A 25,649-nucleotide genomic window follows, 5' to 3' on the forward strand; every position below is an offset into this window, starting at 1 on the left:
CTATCACCTCAAAATTAACTTTAATTTGTATTTTTTAATCTTCTACACTTTTTCCTAGTGTTAATACTGCTGATGTACCTTTTTGAATAAGCTCTCCTTGTGAAATACTTTGTTTCACTACAGTACCATCTGAACCAGAAATAGTATATTTAATTCCTAACGAATCTAAAAGTTTTTTAGCATCTTCTATTGTATATCCTTCAACAGCTGGCATTATTACATCTGTATTAGCTTTTCCAGATGTCTTTAAAGTTATTTTAGAACCTTCTTTAACTGTATATCCTGGATATGGAGAAGATGATAAAACTGTGCTACCACTTCCTTTAACTTCATAAGTAAGTTTAGCATTATCTAATGCTTTCTTAGCTTCATCTAATGTTAATCCTCTCACTTCTGGTACAACAACATTTTTTGCAACAGCAATATTATTTTCTTCATCATATTTACTATCTAAGTAATTAAATAATTCTGTAAATAATATTTTAGCATAAGGAACACATACCTGACCTGCATAATACACTCCAGTACTAGGTTCATCTACTGTTATCATAATAGTAACCTTAGGATCATCAACAGGAGCCATTCCAACAAATGAAGATATGTATTTTCCTGATTGATAAACACCATTTATAACCTTTTGTGCTGTACCTGTTTTTCCACCTATTCTATACCCTTCCATAAATGTCTGAGAAGCAGATCCTCCAGTTACAACTCTCTCTAAATACTCTCTTAATTCTGCTGTATTATCCTTTGATGCAACTTTTCTTGTATTAGGTTCAAATTCTCTATCTATTATAGTATTATTATTATCATCTGTATGACCTATTTCTCTCATTATATGTGGTTGAATCCAAGTGCCACCATTCGCAACAGCATTAAAAGCCGCCATATATTGTACTGAATTTACAGTATTTGTTTGTCCAAATGCTATAGTTGCAAGGTCTGTTACGGATATATCTTCTGGTTTCTTTACAATTCCTGATGCTTCTCCTGGAAGATCAATTCCTGTAAGCTTTCCAAATCCAAATTTATCAATGTATTCACATAGTTTTTCTTTACCAATTTTTTCACCTAATTGCATAAATCCAACATTACATGAGTTTTGAATTATATCTCCAAAATGTTGTGTACCATGTCCATCCGTATCCCAACACTTTATAAAATTTGATCCAAAATGCAAACCACCTGTACATGTAAATGTATCTGAATCTGAAACTAAATTTTCTTCCATTGCTGTTATAGCTGTTATAACCTTAAAGATTGAACCTGGTTCAAATGTATCATTTACAAGTCTATTTCTCCACATTTTTTGCAATTTTTCTGAATCATTTTCACCTTGATAATTTTCAATTCCATCATATGGATTATTAGGATCATAACTAGGACTATTTGCCATAGCTAATATTTCTCCTGTCTTTGGATCCATAACTAAAACTGAAGCAGCAACTGCCTTATGTTCTTCTTGTGCCCTTTTAGCTATAGTTTCTGCAAAATACTGAATATTAGAATCTATAGTTAAATATACATCTTTACCATCTACCGGGTCAGTAAATTGAGATACTGTATATGGTAAATCTTCAGCAGCATTATCAATCTCTGTTATCTTAACTCCAGGTACTCCTGAAAGCTCATCATCATATTCAAGTTCAACTCCTGTAAGTCCTTCTCCATCAATATTTGTACATCCTAATACATGAGATAAAAAATCATTATTAGGATAATATCTTTTAGTATCTGATGATACGATAACCCCTGTTATCTTAAGTGCTTTTACCTTATCTGCAACATCTTTCTCTATTCTTCTAACTAATGTTGCTGATCCAGCTGCCGAGCCATTAGATAACTTAGTATTTAACTTATCTAATACTTTTTGTTCCTCTATCCCTGTTGCTTTTGCTATAAGGGGAGCTATATCTTCCATATTATTATATTGTTTACTTGCCTTTAAATAGCTTCTTATAGAATTCAAATCAAAATCAACTCTATATACATTTGCAGACATTGCAAGAACTGTTCCATTTCTATCTAAAATATCTCCTCTTCTTGCTGCAATTGTAACTTCACTTGTCCACTGCTCATTAGCCAATGCTGAATACTCATCATGTTTTATTATCATAATGTATCCAAGTCTTATAGTTAAAGCTGTTACCAATACTGTTAATGTCCCTAATGCTATCATAATTCTTTTTTTTATCTGGGATCTATCTCTTATATTCTTTCTATTCACTTCTATTCCTCCAGATGTTTTTTTGATTCTCTTATAATATTATATTTTATAATATTAAATTTAACTATACAATTGTATAATTTTATTCTTCATGAAATTATAATATATATAAATTTTGTAGACAATATTTTTTTTAACCTAATTTAAGTTTAAAAAATGATATTGTTTTTTCAAAACTTCTACTTACTCCTATTCACACTAACTTTATGTTGCTTATAGAACTTTCTTTAATTCATAAGTAGATATTATAATGCCCTAAAGAGTGGCAAAAATATTAAATGCACTATTTTTATGATAGTGCATTTAATATCTTAGACAAAAAGCCTTTATTTTTTACTTCTGCAGCTTTTTTATCTCTGTCATCTAATTTTTGAAAATAATTTTCTGATAAATCTATTTCAACCATATTGTCCTTTGATGCAATAGTCATTCCTAAATCTTTTTCTGCTGTTGTTTTTATATTATCTAAAGATGAGCCTTTTAACAAATCTATTTTTAATGCTTCATTTTCTAATTGTTCTGCCTTAATATCGCTATTAATTTTAGCTAATTCATTTTGCATAGAAAAAACTTTAGAATCCCTAAAAATTGTTAAAACGCCCATTAAAAATATAAACATTGCTATTTGCATAATAGCCCTTCTATTCCTTTTTCTTTGTTCATTTAATCTTCTTTGTCTATTTTTTTTAGATCTTTGTAATTGTTTATATTTTTCTCTTTCTTGTTCAGTAGTTTTTCTTAAAGGTTTTCTTACAACGTTCCCATTAATTTCATATTCTTCTAATTTCTTTACTGCCATAATAAATACTCACGCCCCTCATATACTTTTATATTCTCTCAATAACTCTAAGTTTTGCACTTCTACTTCTAGGATTTTCGTCAACTTCCTCTTTTGATGGTTCTATAGCTTTTCTACTAACCAATTTTACCAAAGGCTTTTTACCACATACACATATAGGAAATTCCTTAGGACAAGTACATGGGTTTGCTAATTCTCTAAATTTTAGTTTTACTATTCTATCTTCTAAGGAGTGGAATGTTATTATTGCCATTCTTCCACCTTCATTAAGTCTATTAACTCCATCTTCTATTGCCTTATTTAAAATAGTTAATTCACTATTAACTTCAATTCTTATTGCTTGAAAAGTTCTTTTAGCAGGATGTGGTCCATCTCGTCTTGCTTTTGCCGGAATTGCTGCTTTTATTATATCAACTAGCTCTAAAGTTGTTTCAATAGCTTTTTCTTTTCTTCTATTAACAATAAAATTTGCAATTCTTTTAGCGAAACGTTCTTCTCCATAATCCTTAATTATTCTATATAGCTCTTCTTCTGAATAATTATTGACAACATCATATGCTGAAAAATCATTGTCTTTATTCATTCTCATATCAAGTGGTGCATCCTTCATATAACTAAAGCCTCTCTCTGCTTCATCTAATTGATAAGATGATACACCTAAATCCATAAGTATCCCATCAACCTTGGGTATATTTAATTCTTCTAATATTGAGTCTATATTGTAAAAATTGTTATGTACATATCTTACATTATTATATTGTTTAAGTCTTTCTCCTGCTGCCTTAAGTGCATCTGTATCTTGATCTATTCCTACTAATGTGCCTTTATTACTAAGTCTCTTAAGTATCTCACTTGAATGACCTGCTCCACCTAAAGTACAATCAACGTATATTCCATTTTCTTTTATATCTAGTGCTTCTAAGCACTCATTAAGTAATACTGAAACATGTTTAAATTCCATACATCTAACTCCTTAAATTCCTAAATCGCTCATTTTTTCTGCTATAGAGTCAAAATCTATATCTGATTCGTTGTATTCATTCCATCTCTCTTTACTCCATATCTCCACTCTTTGTAATACTCCTATACTTACTATTTCCTTTTCTATTGCTGCATATTCTTTTAAGTTTTGAGGAATTAATCCTCTTCCTTGTTTATCTATTTCCACTTCACATGCACCTGAAAAAAAGAACCTCACAAAAGCTCTGGCATCTTTATTAGTTAATGGTAAAGTTTTCATTTTGTCTTCAAGTTTCTTCCATTCATCTAATGGATAAGCATATAGGCACCCATCTAATCCTTTTGTTATAACAAATTTAGTTCCTAATTCATCTCGTAACTTTGAAGGTACAATAATTCTATTTTTACTATCTAATGAATGTTGATATTCGCCTATAAACATTTCTTGTACCCCCTCCTATATACTTTATAACTTTTTTAAACTACTTTCAACCACTTTACGCCACTTTGTGCCACAATATATTATTTATTCGATAAAAACTTATTAATCCCTTCTTTTTTTAGTGAACAAAATGTAACTAAAGAGTTAAAAAAAATAGTAAAGATACCTTAAAAAATGCTATGCTATCTGAACTTTAGTAAGTTTATAGCATTTAGGAATCTTTACTATTTTTTCTGTAGGAAATTATCCAAAACCTAAGGCTTCATAATCACCTTAACTATTTTCTTCTATTAAAAATTCTTAATGATATTATGATTATGCAATTTATAAAAACAAACAATATTAATACTAATCGTCATAAAAATTAATAGTATAAGTTTCTCTATCTCTTCCTATTATTACATCATTAAATACTTCTTTTGCATTGTTAGTATATATCTCTGGTTCCTTCATTGATTCACTAAAATGGGTAAGTAACAACTTCTTAACACCACCTCTTAATGCAAGAGTAGCAGCTTCTCTAAAAGTCATATGTTTATTCTTTATTGCTTTATCAATATCTTCATCATCTCCATATGTTCCTTCACATATGAATAAATCACTACCTTCTATAAATGGAATTATTGCATCTATTGGCCTAGTATCTGTGGTAAAAGATATCTTTATTCCCTTTCTATTGTCTCCTAAAACCATACTAGGTTCATATATTTTACCATCCTCTATACATGTTTCTCCATTCTGTAGTTTCTTCCATAGATTCTTAGGCACTCCATTATCTAATGCCTTATTTACTTCAAATTTAGGATTTCTGCTAATAGAAAAACAATATCCTAAACATTCTGCAGAATGTTTTAGTTTTAATGTATTAAGGGTAACATCGTCGTATAATTGTATATCTTTATTAGGATCTTCAATAATATTAAGTTCATAAGGAAGATAATTTATAATTATCATCATACCTTCTATAGCTTTCTTTATTCCTTTAGGGCCTATTATTGTCAAAGGTTCATCTCTACCACTATTGCCTATGGTACTTAATAACCCTGGAAGCCCTATAATGTGATCTCCATGTAGATGAGATATACATATATAATCTATTTTCTTAAATCCACTATTAATCATCTTCATAGATACTTGAGTACCTTCTCCACAATCAAGTAATATATTATGTCCATTATATTTAATAAGTGTAGCAGATAAATTTCTAGTTGGAAGCGGCATGCCTCCACCTGTTCCTATTAACGTTAAATCAATCATTTACTTCTCCTTTATCACCTTATATTCCATACATATTTTTAAGTATATCCTTACCAGTTGTTGTCTTAAATATTCTATCATAAGCATTTTTTGTAGCAATTTCATCAAGTCCATCTTCATATATATTAACTAAAAAATCCGCTTCTACTAAAATCTGATAATCAATCCCTTGAATATTGTTATATGTATGATGATGTCCTACAAGATAACATACTCTATCTATTACTTTTTCATCATAACCTAGTTTTGTTAACATATCTTTTGCAATACTAGGTCCTTCTATCTCTTGATATTTTCCTGCTGAACTATTATATTTTTCTTCACTAACCTTAATTCCAATATCATGAACTATTGCAGCAATTTCTAATATATATTGAGTATTATTATCTAAATTTTCTCCTCTTCCTATCATACTAGCAAAAGAATGTACTTTTAAAAAATGTTGAATCCTCTTTGGATCTTTAGAGTAATACTTAATCATTTCAAATATTATTTTATCAAAATTCATATTATTCCTCCTAAATAACTATATATGCCTCGTAACATATTATTACTAAAAGCTCTACATACAACAAAAGACTATTGAAAATTTTTCACAATAGTCTTTTGTAAATACATTCCATATTCTATACGTTAAATCTAAAGTTAACTACATCTCCATCTTGCATAATGTAATCTTTTCCTTCTAGTCTAAATAATCCAGCTTCTTTTGCTTTTGCTTCTGAACCACATTTAACCAAATCGTCAAAGCTTACTATTTCAGCTCTAATAAATCCTCTTTCAATATCTGAGTGAATTTTACCAGCTGCCTTTGGAGCTTTTGTTCCTTGCTTAATTGTCCATGCTCTTACTTCTTGAACCCCTGCTGTTAAGAAACTCATAAGTCCAAGTAGTGAATAAGATGCTTGAATAAGCTTATCTAGACCAGATTCTTCTAAGCCATATTCTGCAAGCATTTCATTCTTTTCATCATCTTCAAGACCTGATAATTCTTCTTCTAATCTAGCTGAAACAACCATTACACCTGAATTTTCCTTTTCAGCATATTCTTTAACTCTCTTAACATAATCATTTTCTAAATTACCACTCATTATGTCATCTTCGCTAACATTACATGCATATAGAACTTTTTTAGATGTTATTAAAAATAAAGATTTTATAAATTCTTGTTCTTCATCAGTTGCTTCCATAGTTCTAACTGGAAGATTAGCTTCTAAGTGTTCTTTTATTCTCTCTAAAACTCCGTATTCAAATTTCGCTTGTTTATCACCAGATCTTGCAAGCTTAACTGTTTTCTCCATTCTTCTCTCTAAAACTTCTAAATCAGAGAAAATAAGTTCTAAGTTTATTGTTTCAATATCTCTTATAGGATCTACTGAACCTTCTACGTGAACTACATTACCATCATCAAAACATCTAACTACATGAACTATTGCTGAAACCTCTCTTATGTGAGATAAGAACTTATTTCCTAAACCTTCTCCTTTAGATGCTCCCTTAACTAGTCCTGCTATATCATAAAATTCTATAGAAGTATAAACCTTCTTCTTAGCTTGATACATATCTTCTAATACATCTAATCTCTTATCTGGTACTGCAACAACACCTACATTAGGCTCTATTGTACAAAATGGATAATTTGCTGATTCTGCTCCTGCCTTAGTTATTGCATTAAATAAAGTACTTTTTCCAACGTTCGGTAACCCAACTATTCCTAATTTCATCTATGTACATTCCTTTCTATTCTAAAAAACTACCTTATCAAATTATACTCTACCTAATCTTTTATTTCAAGAAATATGCGTTCTGCTAATTTAAAAATGAATAATATTAGCAAATTAGAACAAACTAAAAATATAACATAATATTAAGAGGTGATTTATTAAATGAAGAAAAAAGCAGCATTATCTTATATTTTAATACTTACATTATTATTTTTAATTATGCCAACAGTTGTCACACATGCTGATGAAGATACAACTGAACTAAACTGGTATTATGTACCTAAAGGAGCAGGAATAACTCCCGAACCATGTAAAGAATCCGTTTCTTTTTTATCACAATATGATGGTTACTTTGTAGGTGACACTTCATCTAAAGTCCTATATTTAACCTTTGATGAAGGATATGAAAGAGGTAATACAAGTGCAATATTAGATACACTTAAAGAGGTAAATGTTCCAGCAGCTTTTTTTGTAGTAAAGCCTTTTATAGAATCTGAGCCAGAACTTATTAAACGAATGGTTAAAGAAGGTCATTTAGTATGTAATCATAGTAGTCACCACCCTTCTATGGCATCTATAACTGATCCTACTGAATTTAACAAGGAATTTACAGAAGTTGAAGATGCCTTCAAGAAACTAACAGGTAAGTCTATGCCCAAGTTTTTTAGGCCACCTATGGGTAAATACTCTAAAAATTCATTAGCTTTAACCCAAAAACTTGGTTATAAGACTATATTCTGGAGCTTTGCATACAAAGATTGGCTTGTTGATGATCAACCAGAAGAATCTTATGCTATAGAAAAAATAAAAAGTAACATGCACCCTGGAGCTATAATTTTATTACATGCTGTATCTGACACAAACACAAAAATATTAAAGAAAGTTATTATAGATTTGCAAAAAGAAGGATACGAATTTAAATCTCTAAAAGAATTATAGTTTTACATATATTGGTAATTTATGTTATAATGAATTTGTTATTTTTTACCATTAGGAGGTTTTATATGGACAATTTTATTTACAAAGGAACTATCCGTCCTAAAAAAGAAATAAAAAATTCAATAACAAAATTATCAAAAGATTTAACAAATGATATCTATGCTATAAATAATATTGATTCAATAGATATACTAAACGCTTTCAATAATATTTATGAAAACACAAATAATAATTATTCATCATATTTAAAATACAATTCTCTGATGGATAAAATCAAGCAAGATCTAGGCAACTTTTCTGCAAATGTCAATAATACTTGGAACAATCCTCAATGTTTTCAAGGATTTTTACCTATAGGTACTGTAGCACATATTGTTATGAAAGATAATTTTTATTCATTTGTTATAGCTATTACAGATTCGCTAATAACTAAAAACAAAACTATATGTTTAGCTTCTGATAATATAGCTGACGGTGCTTTCAATTTTCTAAACTCATTATGTGAAATCGAACCTAGACTTGCTGATTATATATTTTTCTATTCTTTAGGCGATTTGCTTGAGGAAGATAAAAAAAATATATTGTCATACTGTGATATTGTAAATGTAATAGGAGATAATAGTGATGTCTTTGACATTAACAAGTTAACTTCTAATCCAATAATACCTCACAATGACTATGTAAATATATCTTATGTAACCAAGAAAGGTGAAAATCCTAATACTCATAAATTACTTGCAAAAGATTATTTAAGTAATTCATATGGATATTACAATCCTAAAATAATATATTATGAATGCGATACTAAAAAAGAACTACTTACATTTAGTGAAAAAGTATCTGCTGCAATAACATCTCTAAAATCAGATATTGTTCCAGATTCAATATCTGATACATTTACTTCTGAATTGCCCCTTATAGATTTAGGTTTAAATAGCAATCTAGTTATTACTTGCAATAAGGAGCCATATAGAATAATTGTAGATACAAGTGATAAACTCAACATTACAAATGATTACAATACACTTATAATTAAAAAAATCTCACGAAAAAATCTCACAAAAATTTTGGAAAACAACTCGCATTTAATTAATACAGTAGCAATTGATGCATTATTAGATGAATTCTTAGAATTAACTAATACATTTTCTAATTATGATATTTTATCTTTTTGCAATATAGGAGAAATCTATAAGAATTACTCAAATGATTCATTATTAAACTATGTAAAGCCAATTAAAATAAACAATAAAGCTATTCCTTTTGGTTTAAGTTCATTGAATAATTTATTAGAACCTTCTGCTAATTATTTTGATTCACATAAAACAATTAAGGTTAATAATATATATGATATTCTTAATCTAGAAACTTCTGAAGATAAATTAAATAAGTTATTATTATCTGGATATGATAAAGAATTAGATAAACTAGCAATAATTTTACCTAAAGAAAATTATTTTACAAACTACGTTAACACTTCTAATGTATTTTCTCAAATTAACGTTAAACCATTTATTATCGCTGAAACTAATGATTTTAATTATATTTTAAAATCTATTTTTGAGAATGAATGCAATTCAATAATAGGTAATTCTTCATATATATATAATTTACTTTTTAGCAACACTGATTGGGTCAACTATTATGGAAGATTAGATAAGATATTTTATAAGGATGAAATGTTAACTTATAATGAAATAACAGCACTAAACAACCAATTAAATATTTCTTATGTAAAATCATTAGATACATTATCTATAAATGCTTTAAATTATCCTTGCAATATATATCGTCCTAATTATCCTAATTCAAATATAAAAATATTAAAATTTGATTCTAATAAAAACGTAAATAATAATGAAATAGGCCGTGTAATATATAATTTTAAGAAAAATGGTTTAACTTATGAATATGAAAGTGGAGAACTAGGTAAATGGTCCAATTATGATAATAATATAAAATGTTATGAACTAGTTGGAACAAAAGGTGATTTATTTAAATTCAACAATCTATATTTCAATTATAACGATATAAAGGATGTATTGGTTAAAGAACTTAACTATCAAGGAATATTACAAATTCTCCTTGAAAAGATAGATGGTATAGCTTCTTTTACAATTTTATTAGAACATAATTGTAATACTACAGATGCTTATTATACCTTAAGAGAATTTATTAGCAATATAAATGCATTAGAAGAATCTGCTCCTGCTACAATTAAGATATATAATTTGGATTGTAGCGAATTTTCTTATCATAGAGGGAAAGCAATTCATGTTATAAATAACTTATAAGGGAAAAAATATTTAATTAATCTTTTTTTGATTACTTATTTTTTTTACTTGATTAATATCAAAATTATTGATTTAAGTAAATATTGATAATGAAAAATCCAATGTTATTTACTTAAACATATAATTTCGATATTAATCATTAAAATATAAGTAATCAAAAAATTTCTCTATTTGTTCATAGAATCTAATATATTTGCTTTTCTTTTCTTTGAATCTATTAAAAGATATGCAATCTCTTCTTCTGTTTTAGTCTTTAACTCACCTTCTTCTAAAGACTTTAAATTAATCTTAACATTCTCTATTGCAGCTTCTATTGCAGCATTTAATAATATTGCAGCACATACTGCATCTGATAAAACCATCTTATTACCATATTTCATGGCGATATCTATATTATCGTAAAATTCGTATGCATTTCTAGCCAACTCTAAAGGTGCCATCATTGCTTTTATAGTATTCTCTGCTAATGCTTTTTTTCTCATTATTATATCTGCTTCAGTATCTTTTGGCATTTTATAACAATTCATAAGCTTTACAAATGCTTCTCTATCCTTCTCCATAGCTTGAACAGAATTATTAATAAATTTATGACTTCTTTCCTTAAAATCTAATACTAGCTTTTTATCTTCTATATCTATCTTTTCAAAAGCCTTCTTGTTAACAGTAAGTGAATATACCATAGAATTTAAACTTCCTGCAAGAGCTGCTACTAGTCCAGCTACACTACCACCACCTGGTGATGGTGATTCTGATGATAAATCACTTAGAAATTCTTGTATTTTATATTCTTTAAATTGCATTACTATTCTCCCTTATTATTCAAAATTTCATTATATTCTTTTTTTATATTTGTTATTATTGCATCTTCATTATATTTGTCTATGCATTTTCTTTTTATCATTTCATTATCATACTTCGGAATCTTATTAATAAAATTAATTAATTCTTTTGATATAGACTCTACATTGCCATTATCAGCTAATATCCCATTAAAGTTATTAACTATATCCTCTGCGCCACCATTTTTAGTTGCTAAAACAGGTTTGCCCATAGCCATTGCCTCAATATATACCATTCCAAAAGTTTCATGTTCTGACACTAAAACAAAACCATCGCAATTTGCCATTTCCTTAACAACCTCTCTTCTTGATAGTGCTCCTAAGAAATATATTTGTTTATCTAGTTGTAATTTCTTCACCATGTTTTCTAAGTTTTTTCTTTCGGTTCCATCCCCGCCAATAAACAATTGAACATTCTTTCCTTTTAAACTATTATTAAATGCTTCTATCAACAAATCCATCCCTTTTCCTTTAACTAAATATGCTAAAGAAAAAAGCTTTATTACATCTTGATTCATTTTATCTTTTTTATATATAGCATTATCCTTAAATATTGATAAATCAACCATATTAGGTATAACGTCTATCTTATTATTAGTATAATCTTGCATCTCGCACTTTAATCCATTTCCAACAGCTATTAACTTATCTGCAGAGTCATAGGAATTATAAACATATTTTCTGTAACTTTCCTTTAAATATTGACTATATTTTAATGAACTGTGTTCAGTAATTACAAAAGGAATATTGTATTTTTTTGCTATGTATGCTGCAGATATTCCCCCCCATAATGATGAATGAGCATGAATAATATCCACTTTACCTTCTTTTTTTATAATTTCCTTATATAATATATCCATCCTTCTATTAAAAAGTTTAAACATTAACGGATTCTTAGGCAAGAAATTATATTGCCTATATCTATATGTTCTAAGACCGTCCTCAATACAAAAACTTAAGCCACTTCTTTCTTTTATTTTGCCCAAAAGATTCAAAGGCCATATTTCATTATAAGCAACTGTAACTTTTTCTCCACTATTCTGTAATGCAATAAATTGTTCCTTAAAAAAACTTCCATGTACTTTATTACGTTCAGAAGAATACCAAGATGGTACAACCATAATATGCATATTAATTACACCTCTAATATTTTATTTAATCTATCAATAATATTATCCCACTCATATTTATAATTAGGCTCTAACAATAATTTTCTTGTATCTGTCTGTAGCAAATCAATTAAACAGTGCTCTATTTCATTAACATTATTATTAGAGCAAATACATTTATTATTATTTTCTACCAAGCTTTTTATTGGATCATTTTCATCACCATATATAACTAGTATCTTACCTTCTGCACCAAAATACTCATATATTTTTGCCGGAATTTGCTTAGAAGCTTTATTGCCAAACAATAGCAATACTTCTGCATTAAGCATATATGTCAATGCATCTTCAAACGGAATTCTTCCATTAACTGTTGCGACATCAATATCTTCAAGCATTTTTTTTGCCTTTATATCATCTATATTACCAAAAAATAATATATTCATTTTACTGTACAAATCTTTATATTTTTCTTTTATATTACTTATTGCTTGAATAAAAGGTTTTATATCTCTCAATTTTTCAAATATTTCACCTGTATACAAAATATTTACTTTATCATGTTTTAGTAATGATGGTTTCTCTCTTTGTCTTAACCTATTAAACAAATCTTTATCAAACCCTCTTGTTACAACAAATGTATCTTCTGAATCTAAGTTATAGGTTTCTATATAATCTTGTCTATTAGGTTCTGTAACAAAAATATATCTATCTGCTACATCTACAATCTTTTTTTCCATTCTTTTTTCTATCATTTTTTTTATAATAAATGAATTTTCTTTAGTTGAATCTTTAAGCCACGGATCACTCCAATAAGTTATCCATGGAATATCTTTAAATCTCTTTTTTATTTTGTATGCACATAAATGTGATGAAGGCGGTTCATGCATTGAAAATATAACATCTATATTCTCTTTTTTTATAATATTCATTCCAACCTTACTTGCTCTTTTTGCCCAATTATAATACATATCTGGAATTATTATTGCATTTTTGATTTTTCTTAAAATCTTAAACCTTTTATTTTTTTTGTTCTCATCATATGCTGTATTGTTAGTTTTTTTAGGAACTAATCTATTAAAAATAGTTCCTCCATCTATTTGAAAAACCTTTATATCTTTATCTAATAATTCTGCTAATTTTTCATCATAATATATTGAATTCTGCGGAAATCTTACAGTTAATAAATAAATCTCGTTTTCTACTATCTCGTTTAATTTATTCAAATACTGCAATGATTCTATTGCAGCCGAATTATTAATAAATGGCGAATAACACGCTATAAATAATATCTTCATTTTCTTCTCCTTCTAATCAATTCAACTAATTCCTTAATTCCATTAACTTTAAATAATACTATTGTTATAATATATACTATTCCTCCCAAAACAACACTTATAATTAATATAATAAAATTATTATATTGCTTAAGAAAATTCTTTAAAGGTACTAAAGTTATTATCATTATTATTGATGCTATGATTATTTTTACAATATCATACCCTATATTCTTAAAATTTATATATTCATATTCTTTTTTTATGTAAATAGACAACAATATAGAAGTAATAATCATAGAAACTGATGATGCAATAGCTATACCCATAATTCCTATAAACTTAGACAACAAAATACTTAGAATAATATTAATAATAACCCCTATCACACTAATTTTAGCTGTTATTTTTGTCTTTCCCATAGAAAAAAATGATGAATTAAGTAAATCCTTAACTCCTATAAAAAATATACCTATAGAATACCCTACAAATGCAAGAATTGTAAATTTAGTGGCTTCCAAAGTATATTCACCTCTTAAATACACAACTTCTATAATTTCTTTTCCATAAACTATTGCCCCAAAACTTATTGGAATTAATAAAATTCCTAAATACACTAATGTTTTATTAATTAATTCTCCAAATGATTTTTGTTTTTTTTCATTCAATTGATTAACTAAAACTGGGTATATTACTGATGATATAGCAGTCAATGCTAGATTAGTTAATACATTAACTAGTAATTGTGCATTATCCAATGTTGTTATTACCCCATTTCCTAATGATGAAGCAATTTTTTTATCAATTATTAAATTTAATGAATTTGCACTTGCACTAATTATTACTGGTATTATTATAAATACAAAACGCTTGATTCTATCATCTTGTAAATCAAACAAAAATGAGTATTTAAATCCATTCCGTTTCAAACTAGGAATTTGTACAAATATCCTAAATATATTTCCCAAAACATTAGCTATAGTTAATCCATATATACTATATTCTTTAACAATTAACATGTATAATATCATTGGTAAATTAAAAAATAGGCCTAAAATAGTTGGCACTATAAAATCTTCATTAACCTGTAATATAGCAACAAAACAAGCATTAACGACTAAAAACACAATATTAATAAGTATTATCTTGGTCAACTTTACAGTTGTTGCTAATGTTATAGAGTCCATATTTTTACTAGCAATCAATCCTACGATTTTTTCAGGAAACATTATTCCTACAATAAATATAACCACCGCAATAACCGTTAGTATATTTATTATTTTACTAGCAAATTCGTTCATTTTATCTTTTCCTTCTTTTGCACGTACTTCACTAAGCATCGGAATAAAAGCAGTAGATATAGCTAGCCCAATAATTGTAAAAATAACATCAGGTATAGATATTGCAAGTTTGTAAGCATCCGTTTGATATGAAGCACCAAACTTATATGAGATCAAAACATCTCTTAATGCACCTATTAGTTTACTTATAATTGTTATTATTATTACAATTATAGCTGACTTTGCAACACTTGATTTCTTCATTATCGTTCTCCATTATTTCTATTTTTAAATACTATCCATAAAAACTTAGGAATTACCCAAAGTCTTTTAATTCTAAATGGTTCTTTTACAACTCTATATAACCACTCTAAGCCTAATTTAATCATCCATTTAGGAGCTCTCTTTAGGTTACCTGCAAAAATATCAAAACTTCCTCCAACTCCCATAAAAACAGAAGCAGGAATTTTATCAAAATTATTGTATATAAAATTTTCTTGTTTAGGTGAACCCATTGCAACAAAAATTGCCCAAGGCTTACTTGCAATAATTTCATCTACTATATCACTACAATTATCCACATCAAAATATCCATCATGATATCCTGAAACCTTTAAGTTAGGATACTCTTTTTTTATATTTTCCACACATTTTTCTACCACTTCTTGTTTACTTCCTAAAAAATAAACAGGCTTCTTTTCCTTTGCTGAATTTTTAATTATTTCTTTCATAACGTCTATTCCAGCTATCTTTTCCTTAACAGGATGTTTAACTATCTTTGATGCTATTACAGTACCTACTCCATCTGGAATTATAATTGTATGTTCATTCATGAAATTCTTTTTTAAAAATTCGTCATTTAATCCATTATAAAGTATTTCTGGATTACCAGAAACTACACTTACTTTATCTCTAGTCATAGTTTCCACTATTAAATCTTCTTTCCCTTTATTAAATATTTTATATTCTAAAATATTAGTAAACATAATTACTCCTTATCCTCATTTCCATTTTTTATGCTTATTAGCCTACCTAGATACATCCAAAAAATTATAGATATATAACTTGTTATATATAATATATTACTTTCAAATACATTAACAAATAATATTCCAATAACTAATGAACTTAATAAAAACATAGATAAATCTAATTTGTTTGTATCAAAATTGTTTTTAAATAATTTACTAAATATAATAACTAATAATATAATAAATATAGCTAAAACCGCTATTCCATTTACAGTTGCTACTTGCATAAAAATATTATGAAGTCCTCCAAATTCTAATCCTGGTAATAAAACATCTTTTCTCACTACTTTAACACTATTAACTAAATCTGAATATCCTACACCCGTAAGTAAATTTTGTTTTATTACCATCATAGCTGAAATCCACAATTCATTTCTAGCTGATAAAAAACTATATAATTTATCAGAAAAAGCTATAAACGCTCCTATTGTTCCTATTATTCCCAAAAGCAAAATTGTTCTTCTAAATATTTTATTTTTTATCTTTATGTAAATAAATAAAAACGGAATTGCAATAAATAATAAATACACACTTCTAGATTCAGATAAAATAACTATAATAAATTCAAAAATACAATTTATAATAAATAAATATTTATATTTTTTCTCATAACTAAAACATAAATATATAGATAAAATTAATGAAATACCTGCTGATATAGCTAATGAATTATTATAACTATATATTCCTTGAAATGTTCCTTCTGTTCTACAAGCGTATGTTTTATCTATAAAATACATAACAATTGATATAAATGATAATATTGTTGTTAACAAAACAATTATTATACTTGAATTTATCAACTCTTTTTTTATTATATCATTAGATTTATATCTTTGTATCTTAAATATTCCATATAAGAGAATAACATTTACCATCCATGTTGTAATATTTTCTGTACTTCTGTAAACAAAGATATTTAAACTGAAAGTTACTGCCAAAAACAATAAAACAATAATTTCTATCACATTAAATTTGTTCTTAAATGATATATATAAATTATAAGCACAAATCCCTCCCCCCCATAACAATGATATCTTTATCATAAAATTTATAACATTATTGTTTAATGTAGTTGTCATCAAAAAAGAAAGTATTAAATATATTAACGCAAAATAATAGTCATTTAATACTATTCCTTTAACTTTTTTTTTCATATATATATATCTCCTTATTCTGCAAGCATTCTATCTAAATCACATACTATCTCATCTGTCGGATCTAATTTTTTAGCAATGTCTAAATTAAGTTTTGCCTGTTCTTTATCCCCTAATTTGATATAGCACATCACTATATTAGTACATGCTTCAATGTCTTTTGATGCTTCAAATACTTTTTTGAAATATTTTAAGGCAGTATTATAATCTCCCAAACATGCATAATTTATTCCAAGTTCATTAATAACTTCTGCTATTCCTGATTCTAATGTCAAGCTTTCATTTAAATAATATATAGCTTTTTCATAATTATCTAGCTTCCTATATGCAACTGCTAAATAATAATATAAAAGTGGATTTTTATCAAATTGCTCTAATAACGATAAAAATGTTCCTATTGATTTAGCTGGATCTTCGTCTATATTTTCAATAGCTTTTTCATAACTTGATAGATTATTAATATCATTTATAATAATATCAATATCTTCATTAGTTTCTCCACCTAATCTAAGATATTCATTTATTTCTACTTTTGCTTTCTGAATGTCAGATTTTTCTTTATAATATATAGCTCTATATAAGTGTGGCTCTGGCATATCCTCAAATTCCTCTAATGCTTCATCACAATCAGCTAATAATATATTAGAGAAACCACTATCTTTTTCTCTTATACTTTCTTCAACTAATAGTTGCTTCTTCAAGTATTCTTCATCTCCTGTAGCTAAATATAACCCTTTAAGAAGAAGATATGCTTCTAGCAATTCATCTTTTTTGATATTATCTGCTACTAATGCCCTACCACATGCTTCACTATCTTTTAAATTATTAAAAATAATAATATAATCTTCTGTATAAGCTAGATTCTTATCTGCTCCTAATGCAATAAGCATTCCCTCAATAAAATAATATATTGGTAAATTTTTCACCTTTATAGAATCTGTAGCATTATCAGCTACATATTTTGAACTTATAGGTATATATATATCTTTTGTCTTTAATTTAATATTAGAAGGTATTCCTACTGATACTTTGAACTTCTCCCAATCAATTTCTAAGAATAAAAGCTTAGCAAGTTTTTCTTTTATTAAATCTTTATAATTCATAAGTCTACTTCTCCAATCTATATACTTTATAACCTATTATATATCATAAAGGTTAAAATTAAAATTAAATGCTTCAAAATATCATAAAAATATCTTGAAGCATTATTTAACCCTTTATAAATTAAACTATATTATTTATATTATAGATATTTGTTTATTAATTCCATAACAGCTTCTTTAAACTTAGCGCCTTTTTCGTCAGCATCTTCTAAGCTAGTACCTTGAACTGCAAAATAAACTTTCATCTTTGGTTCTGTACCAGAAGGTCTTACTACAAAGCTTGATCCATCTTCTAATATAAATTTTAACACGTTAGATTTTGGTAGTTTGATTTCTGTTACTGTATTTTCTTTGAAGTTTTCTTCTTTACTTAACTTATAATCATATTTTATAACTACTTTGCTACCATTAACTGATTCTATAGTAGCATTTCTTAATGAATCTATACATGAAGCTATCTTTTCTTGACCTTCTTTTCCATCAAGTTCAATTGCTTTTTGTTCTTCTTTAAAGAATCCATATTTCTTATATAGATTAATAAGTGCTTCATATAAGCTCATTCCTTGTTTCTTATAGAATAAAGTCATTTCAGATATTAACATAGAAGCTATAACTGCATCTTTATCTCTAACGAAGTCTCCTGCTAAATATCCATAGCTTTCTTCAAATCCAAAGATATAAGTTTTATCCTTACTTACTTCGAATTCACGCATCTTTTCTCCAATATATTTAAATCCTGTTAATACATCTATACATTCAACATTGTTTGCTTCTGCTATCTTTCTAGCACCTTCTGTTGTAACTATTGTTTTAACTACAACTCCATTTTTAGGTAATTTGTTAAGTTCTTTTAATGATGTTATAACATAGTCAGTTAATAATAAACCTGTTTGGTTTCCAGTTAATACTTTGTATTCACCGTTTCCAGTATTAACAACAACACCTATTCTATCGGCATCTGGATCAGTACCAAATATAATATCAGGAGTTTCAGTTTCAGCCATCTTTAATGCTAATTCAAAAACTTGTGCTGCTTCTGGATTAGGATATGGAGTAGTTGGGAAATCACCATCTGGTAATTCTTGTTCTTTAACTACATTTACATGTTCATAACCTAATTCTTTAAGTACTCTTCTAACTGGAATATTACCAGTTCCATGAATAGGAGTATAGATAATTTTTAAGTCTTTAGCTCCTTCTTCTACTAATTCTTTTCTTATAGTAACACTCTTAACCTTTTCTATATAAGCTTTATCTACTTCTTCACCTATATAATTTAATAATCCTTCTGCTACTGCTTTATCTTCACTTATAGTTTTTATCATGCTAAAGTCACTTATTGCTTTTACACAATTAATAACTGCATTAGCTTTATTGTCTGTAAGCTGACATCCGAATTCATCATATGCCTTATATCCATTGTATATCTTAGGATTATGTGATGCAGTCATCATAATTCCACCTTGACATCCTAAATGTCTTACTGTAAAAGACAATACTGGTGTTGGTCTTAAGCTTTCATATAAGTAAACTTTTATATTATTAGCACATAAAGTTAATGCTGCAGCTTTTGAAAATTCTGGTGACATATGTCTTGAATCATATGCTATAGCTACTTTTGGTTCTTTAAAGTTAGCATTTAAGTAATCTGCAAATCCTTGAGTTGCTTGTGATACAGTATATACATTCATTCTGTTAGATCCTGCACCTATTACTCCTCTTAATCCACCTGTACCAAATTCTAAGTCTTTATAGAATCTATCTTCTATTTCTTTTTCGTCCTTTATGTTTCTTAATTCTTCTTTGATTTCTTCACTTATTATACTTGAGTCAAGCCAAGCTTGATATTTTTCCTTATACAACATAACATCCTCCTTGCATTTATATCCAAGTATTATTATACAACAACTTCTTACTTTTACAATATCAGAATTAACAATATTCCTATTTTTGTGATATATTACAGTATTAAATAGCTATTTTTTGTCGATTTTTTAATATTTTTTTATCAACAAGTTAATATATACTACAATATCTGTTCTTCACTAACAACTTCTATATTATTCTCTAAAAACATTCTAGTTGTTATTCCCATACCTTCTATCTTATTTCCACTAAAAGTACCATCATATATATAATGCACTCCACAAGAAGGACTTCCTTCTTTCATTATAGCCTTTTTTATCCCTGTTATCTGTGCTATTTTAAGTGCTTCTTTTGCTCCTCTTTTAAAATTATCAGTAACATCTATTCCTTCTTTAGATACAACTCTATCTTCTCTTATTTCAGAAGGGACTCTAGGAGTAGTAAGTCCACCTAATTGTTCAGGACAAAAACATATAGCTTTATTTTCTCTTAATAATTCTACACATTTGTCATTTTTATTATTCTTTCCATTGTACTTACAATTTACACCACACAAACATGAACTTATCATTATCATTAATTATCACCTACTTTAGTGTAACTATTGTTACTCCATCTCCACCTTCTCCATATTCTCCAAGTCTAAAAGATTTAACATGAGGGTGTCTTTTAAGCATTGTAGAAACCTCTTTTCTCAGTATTCCTGTACCTTTTCCATGAACTATTGTTACTTCTGCAAGATTACCCATATATGCCTCATCTAAATATTTATCAACTACATATAATGCTTCTTGTGAATCCATTCCTCTTAAATCTACCCTGCTCTCTACACTTCTCTTATTTAATTTCAATTCTCTCTTAGCTTTTTTCTTTTGCTCTTTTGATATACTCTTCTCTACGGCCCTTAGGTCTTTTAACTTCACACTTATTTTCATAATTCCAGCTTCAACTTGAACTTCACCTTTATTATCCGGCATAGATATTACAACTACATTTTGATTAAGGGATGGTAAGAATGCTTCCATTCCAGGTTTCACTTCTTTTATTTCTTTACCACTATTTTCTCTTTCTTTTATTAAACTATTTTCCTTTTCAATAAGAGATTCTTTAAGTTTTCTTCTCTCTTCTTCTAATCTGTTTCTTCCACCACCAGAGATTCCCATCTTCTCTAATTCTCTCATAGCCTTTAATATCTCATCTGCTTCATCTTTTGCATTAGATATTATCTCCTTTGCTTCTCTTCTTGCATCAGAATAAGCTTTATCTCGAGTTCTTTCTAATTTTTTTAGCTTTTCTTCATATTTATGTTTTAACTCTTTAACCTCAAGTTTTGTTTTTTCAGCTTCTCTTAATTCATTTTTTGCAATTATACTCTTTTCTTGAAGCTCTTTTATCAAGTCTTCAAATTGCATGCTATCTTTTGAAATATTTTCTTTTGCTCTCTCTATAATATAATCGTCTAATCCTATTCTTCTACTTATTTCAAAAGCATTAGACTTACCAGGTACTCCTATAAGTAGTCTATATGTAGGTTTTAAAGATTCTACATCAAATTCTACAGAAGCATTCTCAACTCCTGGAGTCCTCATAGCATATCCTTTAAGTTCACTATAGTGAGTAGTTCCTATTACTTTTGTATTTCTCTCTCTAAGAGTATCAATTATAGCCATTGCAAGTGCAGAACCTTCTGTTGGATCTGTACCGGAACCTAACTCATCAAATAGAACTAATGATTCATTGTCTGCTTCCCTCATAATTTTAGATATATTAGTCATATGTGCAGAGAATGTAGATAGATTTTGTTCTATACTCTGCTCATCTCCTATATCAGCAAATACTTCTCTATAAAAACTTACTGAAGATTGATCCTTACAAGGAATCAACAAACCACTTAGTGCCATTAAATGTGCAAGACCTACTGTTTTTAATGTTACAGTTTTTCCTCCTGTATTAGGTCCTGTTATCATAAGAACATTAAACTCATCACCTAAATATACATCAGAAGGCACAGCCTTTTCTGGGTCTAATAGTGGATGCTTTATTTTATTCAAATGAAATCCGCCATCTTCTCTTACCTCTGGCACCATACCATTTATACTAGAACCATATTTTGCTTTTGCAAATATAAAATCAATATCTAAAAGAACCTTCATGTTAGAATCACAAATTTCTTCATTATCTTTTACTTTCATAGTAAGCTCTTTTAGTATCTTCTCAACTTCAGCTGTTTCCTTAAGTTTAAGCTCCTTTATATCATTATTTATATTTACAAGACTCATAGGTTCTATAAAGAGAGTTGCACCTGTTGCACTTTGATCATGTACCAATCCTTTTACATTGCCTTTATATTCAGCTTTTACAGGTAATACATATCTATCTCCTCTCATTGTATATATAGCATCTTGAAGATATTTTGAATTACTTCTTACTAATTCATTTATCTTTTCTCTTACAGAAGAATTTAATTCTTTTATATTTCTTCTTATATTGTATAATGTACCACTTGCTTTATCAGAAACTTCTTCTTCTGATACTATACATCTTTCAATTTCTTGTTGAAGATTCTTTATTGGCGTTAATATATATGCTAAGTCTTCTAATCTCTCAAATTTTTCATCCTCTTCATTTCTACCTAAATATTCCTTTATACTAGCTGTACATCTAAGCATATTTCCAATATATAATAATTGTCCTGCTGTTAATGTACCTCCTTTTTTTGCTCTTTTAAGTCCTTCCCTCACATCATGTAATCCTTCAAATGGTGGATTGCCTCTTCTTTGAAGAATCTCGTATGCTTCTCTAGTATCTTCTAGTGCATTTCTTACTTCATAAGCAGATTCATATGGTTTAAGTTCTAATACTTTTTTCTTACCACCAGAAGTAACTGCATACTTTTGAACTTTTTCTATTATTTTATTAAACTCTAAAACTCTTAGAGATTTACTATTCATTTACTCTACACCTCTTTTATAATGACCTTTTGTATATTTTTCTGAATTTATTGTAGCTTTTCCTTCTATCATATCAAGAACATTATCTACTTCCTTGCTACTTTCATCTTTAAAGTCCACTCTAAATGTATCTATACCTATTTTCTTTAATTCATCTATCTCAGAAATAAGATTAGTTGCATAAGAATTAAATATATGGCTTCTACAGAATTTATCTGTCATAACTTTAAATCTTGCTTTTTTTTCATCTATTAAATAATATTGATCTTGCATACAAGCCTTATTACATTCTCTTGTAGTATTTTTTCCTCCAAAACTACTTCCTATAGGACAATATTCACTTACCATAAGTTCTGATTTCCCATATATCACACAAGAGATACCAGAAATCTTATCTGCAAGTGCTTCCTTTATCTCATTTCTAGTAAGTTCCATACTTATTGTAACATTATTAAGATCTTCTCTATAGAACTTCACAGCTTCTGAATTAAATATATTTAACTTATAATCTCCTATTATATCTAATGAATCTTTGTATTTATTTATTATACCTGCATTATCAGTAATAATACCTTTTATTTTATCTATATTTTTATCAATTATCTTACATATATAATCAAATTCCTTTTTTATTATTTCAGGAAGTAATAGATATATTTTAACATCATCTAATACATTTATATTATTTATATCTATTGCATCTTTTGATTTATTAAAAAGATCTATACCTAGTACTTTTATGTTTCTTTTTAATAATGTTTGTAGTTGCTCATTGCTAGTACAAGTATATATATATTCATGAGAAATTGAATGCTTTAACTTACATTCTTCTTTTTTTCTTTCCATAGGTCTTTTTCTATATTTTGAAAGATTTTTCTTAGATATTAATTCAAACAATTCTCTTCTTATTGTATTTATAGATGATATTCTAATAAATCCATCTTGAAATTCTTTAAAATAAACCTCATCTATTTTATAAGAGTATTCTCCTGACTTCTTTAAATTATCAATTATTCTTTCTCTATCTAAAGGCTTTTTCTCAGCTACTTCTACAATATCTCCCTCTACATAATAGCACTCTTTATTATACTTAGCCATAAGTCTTATAGGCTTTCCAACTGCAAATTCAACTTCAACTGATATAGGAATTTTTCTTTTGTATGGTTTTATTGTTTCATCTAATGCATCAAACAATTCCTTACTTGATGTTCTATATAATATATCTCCCTTTTTATAATCTTTAGGATAAAGAACAACTTCTTCATTAGCACTAGCTTTTTTTACTTCATTTCCTTTTACTGTTATCTTATTTATAGTAAAACCTTTATCTCTATATCTAATTCCATCTCCTACAGCTACAGAACTAGATAATAATACTTTGTTGCCTTCTGTTACCTTACCTACCTCTACGCCTGTATTCTTAGGGAAATTATAACTCATCATATCTCTTCCTGTATTTTTCTTAAGATATGCATTTGAAAAACCTTCTCTATTAAAAAGTTGTAATAATACTTTTTTACCTTTCTTATTGTCATAAACAGAATTATGCAAGACTCTATCAATGGCTGCTCTATAATTCTGTACCACTCCTGCGACATATTCAGGTCTTTTCATTCTTCCTTCTATTTTAAGAGAATATGCGTTGCTTTTAATAATGTCCTCTATATTATCTATTGTACACATATCTTTAGGACTTAATAAATATCCCCTTTTCTTGCCATTATTTTCAGATTCTAATATGTATTCTTTTCTACAAGGTTGTGCACATCTACCTCTATTACCACTTCTGCCACCTATCATAGAACTCATTAAACATTTACCAGAATAAGCTACACATAATGCACCATGAATAAACATCTCAGTTTCAATATTTAATTCCTTTGATATATATTCAATCTCTTCTAAGGAAAGTTCTCTAGATAAAACTATTCTAGTAAATCCTTTATCTTTGAAATATATAGCCCCTTCTCCATTATGTACAGTCATTTGAGTAGATGCATGTATCTCAAATTCAGGATATCTCTCTCTTATCAGCTTAACTAAACCTAAGTCTTGTACAATAAGTGCATCTACACCTATCTCATATAAATATCCTACATATTTTATTGCTTCCTTTAATTCCTTTTCTTTTAATAAGGTATTCATAGTTACATATATTTTAACATTATAAGCATGACAATACTGAACTGCTTCTTGCATTTTTTCATTATTAAAATTAGATGCATATGCTCTAGCAGAAAACTTACTACCTCCTAAATATACAGCATCGGCTCCATTATTAACTGCTGCATATAGGCTCTCCATACTTCCTGCTGGTGCTAATAATTCAACTTTTTCCATATTAATTACGTCTCCTGTTTATAGAATTCACTAATTAGTATACCTTAATTTAAT

Annotated in this window: 20 protein-coding genes; 2 read left to right on the plus strand and 18 right to left on the minus strand. The window is 27.7% G+C overall.

The window, feature by feature from the left end; translation table 11 throughout:
• Positions 1 to 34: 34 nt before the first annotated feature.
• From KQI77_RS05240 to ychF, 7 genes are all read right to left on the minus strand, one after another.
• Positions 35 to 2,227 carry a stage V sporulation protein D gene (locus KQI77_RS05240; protein ID WP_216389129.1) on the minus strand — a complete coding sequence of 731 codons (2,193 nt, stop codon included), beginning with the start codon at positions 2,225 to 2,227 and terminating at the stop codon, positions 35 to 37.
• 289 nt (positions 2,228 to 2,516) lie between these two features.
• Positions 2,517 to 3,026, minus strand: coding sequence for a cell division protein FtsL (locus KQI77_RS05245; RefSeq protein WP_216389131.1), 510 nt, complete (start codon positions 3,024 to 3,026; stop codon positions 2,517 to 2,519).
• Positions 3,027 to 3,054: 28 nt separating this feature from the next.
• Positions 3,055 to 3,987, minus strand: a complete 933-nt coding sequence (gene rsmH, locus KQI77_RS05250) for a 16S rRNA (cytosine(1402)-N(4))-methyltransferase RsmH (RefSeq protein ID WP_216389133.1) — start codon at positions 3,985 to 3,987, stop codon at positions 3,055 to 3,057.
• A 12-nt stretch (positions 3,988 to 3,999) separates the two neighbouring features.
• Positions 4,000 to 4,428, minus strand: coding sequence for a division/cell wall cluster transcriptional repressor MraZ (gene mraZ / locus KQI77_RS05255; protein ID WP_216389135.1), 429 nt, complete (start codon positions 4,426 to 4,428; stop codon positions 4,000 to 4,002).
• A gap of 348 nt (positions 4,429 to 4,776) precedes the next feature.
• Positions 4,777 to 5,685, minus strand: coding sequence for a ribonuclease Z (locus KQI77_RS05260; protein WP_216389137.1), 909 nt, complete (start codon positions 5,683 to 5,685; stop codon positions 4,777 to 4,779).
• A 19-nt stretch (positions 5,686 to 5,704) separates the two neighbouring features.
• Positions 5,705 to 6,193 (minus strand): HD domain-containing protein, encoded by a 489-nt coding sequence (locus tag KQI77_RS05265; protein ID WP_216389139.1) that lies wholly within the window; start codon positions 6,191 to 6,193, stop codon positions 5,705 to 5,707.
• Between the two features lie 118 nt (positions 6,194 to 6,311).
• On the minus strand, positions 6,312 to 7,409 hold the full coding sequence (gene ychF / locus KQI77_RS05270) for a redox-regulated ATPase YchF (protein ID WP_216389141.1): 1,098 nt from the start codon (positions 7,407 to 7,409) through the stop codon (positions 6,312 to 6,314).
• 219 nt (positions 7,410 to 7,628) lie between these two features.
• Between ychF and pdaA the strand changes: the two genes are divergently transcribed.
• A complete protein-coding gene (gene pdaA, locus KQI77_RS05275) occupies positions 7,629 to 8,348 on the plus strand; it encodes a delta-lactam-biosynthetic de-N-acetylase (RefSeq protein WP_367397277.1) in 720 nt (239 codons plus the stop codon).
• A gap of 65 nt (positions 8,349 to 8,413) precedes the next feature.
• Positions 8,414 to 10,642: an acyl-CoA reductase gene (locus KQI77_RS05280; protein WP_216389145.1), complete on the plus strand. Its 2,229-nt coding sequence runs from the start codon at positions 8,414 to 8,416 to the stop codon at positions 10,640 to 10,642.
• Between the two features lie 167 nt (positions 10,643 to 10,809).
• Here KQI77_RS05280 and KQI77_RS05285 read toward each other — a convergent pair whose 3' ends face one another.
• The 11 genes from KQI77_RS05285 to KQI77_RS05335 form a co-directional block, all read right to left on the minus strand.
• On the minus strand, positions 10,810 to 11,442 hold the full coding sequence (locus KQI77_RS05285) for a cyclodeaminase/cyclohydrolase family protein (protein ID WP_216389147.1): 633 nt from the start codon (positions 11,440 to 11,442) through the stop codon (positions 10,810 to 10,812).
• Positions 11,443 to 11,444: 2 nt separating this feature from the next.
• Entirely contained in the window at positions 11,445 to 12,611 is a 1,167-nt protein-coding gene (locus KQI77_RS05290) for a glycosyltransferase (protein ID WP_216389149.1), read from the minus strand.
• Between the two features lie 5 nt (positions 12,612 to 12,616).
• Positions 12,617 to 13,888 (minus strand): glycosyltransferase, encoded by a 1,272-nt coding sequence (locus KQI77_RS05295; protein WP_216389151.1) that lies wholly within the window; start codon positions 13,886 to 13,888, stop codon positions 12,617 to 12,619.
• Positions 13,885 to 15,411: a murein biosynthesis integral membrane protein MurJ gene (murJ, locus tag KQI77_RS05300; RefSeq protein ID WP_216389153.1), complete on the minus strand. Its 1,527-nt coding sequence runs from the start codon at positions 15,409 to 15,411 to the stop codon at positions 13,885 to 13,887. The genes KQI77_RS05295 and murJ overlap by 4 nt, the downstream gene beginning before the upstream one ends.
• Positions 15,411 to 16,133 (minus strand): WecB/TagA/CpsF family glycosyltransferase, encoded by a 723-nt coding sequence (locus tag KQI77_RS05305; RefSeq protein ID WP_216389155.1) that lies wholly within the window; start codon positions 16,131 to 16,133, stop codon positions 15,411 to 15,413. The genes murJ and KQI77_RS05305 overlap by 1 nt, the downstream gene beginning before the upstream one ends.
• 2 nt (positions 16,134 to 16,135) lie before the next feature.
• Positions 16,136 to 17,335, minus strand: a complete 1,200-nt coding sequence (locus tag KQI77_RS05310) for an O-antigen ligase (protein ID WP_216389157.1) — start codon at positions 17,333 to 17,335, stop codon at positions 16,136 to 16,138.
• Positions 17,336 to 17,349: 14 nt separating this feature from the next.
• Entirely contained in the window at positions 17,350 to 18,438 is a 1,089-nt protein-coding gene (locus tag KQI77_RS05315; RefSeq protein WP_216389159.1) for a tetratricopeptide repeat protein, read from the minus strand.
• A gap of 140 nt (positions 18,439 to 18,578) precedes the next feature.
• Positions 18,579 to 20,303, minus strand: a complete 1,725-nt coding sequence (locus KQI77_RS05320; RefSeq protein WP_216389161.1) for a phospho-sugar mutase — start codon at positions 20,301 to 20,303, stop codon at positions 18,579 to 18,581.
• Between the two features lie 161 nt (positions 20,304 to 20,464).
• Positions 20,465 to 20,881, minus strand: a complete 417-nt coding sequence (locus KQI77_RS05325) for a DUF523 domain-containing protein (RefSeq protein ID WP_216389163.1) — start codon at positions 20,879 to 20,881, stop codon at positions 20,465 to 20,467.
• A gap of 10 nt (positions 20,882 to 20,891) precedes the next feature.
• Positions 20,892 to 23,255 (minus strand): endonuclease MutS2, encoded by a 2,364-nt coding sequence (locus tag KQI77_RS05330; protein WP_216389165.1) that lies wholly within the window; start codon positions 23,253 to 23,255, stop codon positions 20,892 to 20,894.
• Positions 23,256 to 25,595 carry a DUF3656 domain-containing protein gene (locus KQI77_RS05335; RefSeq protein ID WP_216389167.1) on the minus strand — a complete coding sequence of 780 codons (2,340 nt, stop codon included), beginning with the start codon at positions 25,593 to 25,595 and terminating at the stop codon, positions 23,256 to 23,258. It abuts the gene before it with no gap.
• Positions 25,596 to 25,649: the final 54 nt, after the last annotated feature.

The sequence above is a fragment of the Clostridium sp. MSJ-8 genome (assembly GCF_018918325.1).
In the GTDB taxonomy this organism is placed as follows: Bacteria; Bacillota; Clostridia; order Clostridiales; family Clostridiaceae; genus Clostridium.